Source organism: Kitasatospora sp. NPDC056531 (assembly GCF_042794375.1).
GTDB lineage: Bacteria > Actinomycetota > Actinomycetes > Streptomycetales > Streptomycetaceae > Kitasatospora.
The window spans coordinates 1-3,120 of the sequence record NZ_JBHTTU010000258.1 but is presented as its reverse complement, the minus strand read 5'-3'; the positions used below and the strand labels follow the sequence as shown (position 1 = coordinate 3,120).

The 3,120-nt window shown below is 70.6% G+C and carries 2 protein-coding genes; both read left to right on the top strand.

The window, feature by feature from the left end; all coding sequences use genetic code 11:
* On the top strand, positions 1–1,722 hold a 1,722-nt coding region (locus ACFQ87_RS45270; protein ID WP_380616885.1), incomplete at its 5' end, for a beta-ketoacyl reductase.
* 49 nt (positions 1,723–1,771) lie between these two features.
* On the top strand, positions 1,772–3,120 hold a 1,349-nt coding region (locus ACFQ87_RS45265; RefSeq protein WP_380616884.1), incomplete at its 3' end, for a type I polyketide synthase.

The following is a 3,120-nucleotide window of genomic DNA, read 5'->3' as shown; positions in this document are numbered from 1 at the left end:
ACCTCTCTCGAGGGCCCGATCGCTGCTGTTCGGGAGACGGCGGCCCGGGTGTTGGCGGTGGTGCAGGCGTGGGTTGCCGATGAGCGGTGGGCCGAGTCCCGGCTGGTGCTGGTGACCCGGGGTGCCGTCGCGGTGGAGCCCGGCTCGGACGTCACCGACCTGGCTGCGGCGTCGGTCTGGGGCCTGGTGCGTTCGGCGCAGTCCGAGCACCCGGGGCGGATCGTCCTGCTGGACGTCGACGGCGAGGGCGCGTCCAAGGTCCTGGCGTGGGCGGAGGCCGCGGGCGAGCCGCAGCTGGCGGTGCGCGGCGGTGCGGTGTGGGTGCCGCGCCTGGCGCGCGTTGCGGGTGCGGCCGCCGAGGACGCCAAGGCGGTCTTCGGCCCCGAGGGGACGGTCCTGGTGACCGGCGCCTTCGGCACTCTGGGTGCGTTGGTGGCCCGTCACCTTGTTGCTCGTCATGGGGTGCGTCATCTGCTGTTGGTCAGCCGTCGCGGTGAGGCTGCCCCGGGCGCGGCCGAGCTGGTGGCGGAGCTGACCGAGGCCGGCGCCCAGGTCACGCTGGCGGCCTGCGACGTCGCCGACCGCGAGGCTCTCGCGGAGATGCTCGCGCAGGTCCCCGCTGAGGTGCCGGTGACCGGGGTGGTGCACACGGCGGGTGTGCTGGACGACGGTGTGATCGAGTCGCTCACTCCCGAGCGCTTCGGCATGGTGCTGCGGCCGAAGGTGGACGCCGCGTGGCACCTGCACGAGCTGACTCGGGACCTGGACTTGTCCGCCTTCGTGCTGTTCTCCTCGGTTGCGGCCCTCTTCGGTGGGCCGGGGCAGGGCAACTACGCGACGGCCAACGCGTTCCTGGACGGGCTCGCCCAGCACCGCAAGGCGCTGGGTCTGCCGGCGGTCTCCCTTGCCTGGGGCCTGTGGGCGGAGGCGTCGGGCATGACCGGTGCGCTCGGCGACGGGAACCTGCAGCGGATGGCGCGCAGCGGACTTCGTGGTCTCTCGTCGCGTGAGGGTCTCGAGCTGTTCGACGCCGCGTGCGCGACGGACGAGGCGGTGCTGGTGCCGGCGCGGCTGGACCTGGCGGCCTTCCGTGCTCAGGCGGCGGCCTCCGGTGAGGTGGCTGCCCTGCTCAGGGGCCTGGTCCGGGCTCCCGCCCGTAAGGCGTCGTCGGCGGCCGCGGGGCCGGACGCCGTGGCGGCGCTCAAGGGCCGGTTGGCCGGGCTCTCGGAGGCCGAGCGGCAGCGCGTGCTGCTGGATCTGGTCTGCGGCGAGGCGGCCGCTGTGCTGGGGCATGCCTCGGCGGACGCGGTCGGTGCTGAACTGGGCTTCCTGGACGCCGGGTTCGACTCCCTCACCGCCGTGGAGCTGCGCAACCGGCTGAACGGGGCGACCGGGCTGCGACTGCCGGCCACGCTCCTCTTCGACTACCCCACCCCCGCGGTCCTCGCCCAGCATCTGCAGGCCGAGATCGTGGACGACGGCCCTGCACAGCGGGAAACCGCACTGGTCGCGGAACTCGACCGGGTGGAGGCGCTGCTGTCGGGGGCTTCCCCTGACGACGCCACGCAGGCCCTGGTCGCCTCGCGGCTCAAGAACATTCTTTCTCAGTGGAACGGAAACTCGTCGGACGCCGCTGGTAGCGACGACGTTGCGGACAAGCTTCGCTCGGCAACGGTTGACGATCTTTTCGACTTCATCGACAACGCACTCGGCGAGTCGTGAAATTCACGCTTCAGGACTGCCCCAACGACTCCAGGAGACTACGTCAGTGGTGAACGAAGAGAAGCTCGTCGAGTACCTGCGACGGGTGACGGCCGATCTGCATCAGACTCGCCAGCGTCTGAACGAGGTTGAGTCGGCAGAGGCCGAGCCGATTGCGATTGTGGGGATGAGCTGCCGGTATCCGGGAGATGTGAACTCTCCGGATGACTTGTGGCGGTTGGTCACCGATGGCCGCGACGGAATCTCGGAGTTCCCCACGGACCGTGGCTGGGACGAGGACATCTACGATCCGGACCCGGAGCGGGCGGGGAAGACCTACAGCCGCGAGGGCGGGTTCCTCCACGACGTCGCCGAGTTCGACGCGGGGCTCTTCGGCATCTCGCCGCGTGAGGCGCTGGCGATGGACCCGCAGCAGCGGCTGCTGCTGGAGACGTCGTGGGAGGCGTTCGAGCGGGCCGGGATCGACCCGGCGTCACTTCGTGGCAGCCGTACCGGAGTTTTCGCCGGTGTGATGTACCACGACTACGGTTCCCGCGTGAATCCGGTCCCGGAAGGGCTGGAAGGCTTCATGGGTACCGGCAGCTCGGGCAGTGTCGCGTCGGGCCGCATCTCCTACACCTTCGGTCTGGAGGGGCCGGCGGTGACGGTGGACACGGCGTGTTCGTCGTCGCTGGTGGCCATGCACCTGGCGGTGCAGGCGCTGCGGCAGGACGAGTGCTCGCTGGCGCTGGTGGGTGGCGTGGCGGTGATGTTCACTCCGGGCGCCTACGTGGAGTTCAGCCGTCAGCGGGGGCTGGCGGCGGACGGTCGTTGCAAGTCGTTCGCGGCTGCTGCTGATGGCACCACGTGGTCCGAGGGCGTGGGCATGCTGCTGGTCGAGCGGCTGTCGGACGCCCGGCGCAACGGGCACCCGGTGCTGGCTGTGGTGCGCGGCAGCGCGGTGAACCAGGACGGTGCGAGCAGCGGTCTGACGGCGCCGAACGGTCCGTCGCAGCAGCGGGTGATTCGGGCCGCGCTGGCCAACGCCCGTCTGACGACTGATCAGATCGATGCGGTGGAGGCGCACGGGACGGGTACGAAGCTTGGTGACCCGATCGAGGCGCAGGCGCTGCTGGCCACGTATGGGCAGGACCGTGACGCGGAGCGGCCGTTGTGGCTCGGCTCGTTGAAGTCGAACATCGGTCACACGCAGGCGGCCGCCGGTGTGGGCGGCATCATCAAGATGGTGATGGCGATGCGGCACGGTGTGCTGCCGCGGACGCTGCACGTGGATGAGCCGACGCCGCAGGTGGATTGGTCGGCGGGTGCGGTCGAGCTGCTGACCGAGGCGCGGGATTGGCCGGAGACGGGGCAGCCGCGTCGTGCGGCGGTGTCGTCGTTCGGTATCAGCGGGACGAA